Source organism: Planococcus sp. CAU13 (genome assembly GCF_000775575.1).
In the GTDB taxonomy this organism is placed as follows: Bacteria; Bacillota; Bacilli; order Bacillales_A; family Planococcaceae; genus Planococcus.
The window spans coordinates 1-238 of record NZ_JRGN01000165.1; the positions used below are offsets into that span (position 1 = coordinate 1).

At 40.3% G+C, this 238-nt stretch carries 1 pseudogene; it reads left to right on the top strand.

The window, feature by feature from the left end:
• Positions 1-238, top strand: a pseudogene (locus KW93_RS17650) (hypothetical protein); the annotation flags it as partial.

A 238-nucleotide genomic window follows, 5' to 3' on the forward strand; every position in this document is an offset into this window, starting at 1 on the left:
TCTCCTGTCTTCGCACAATCTGTCGGAAATTGACCGGGTCACTTCCAATATTTTATTTTTGAAAGATGGTCAGCTGCTAAAAGAGAATTTAGCGAACTACGAAAATGTTTATTATCACTTTACGTTAAATACCCTGGAAGATCCCATCGCTCTTTTGAAGGACACAAAAGCAATCGTCAAAAGTAATCAGGAAAATCGACTGGTCTTGTCCTTGAACGGCACGCCGCTCACTGAAATT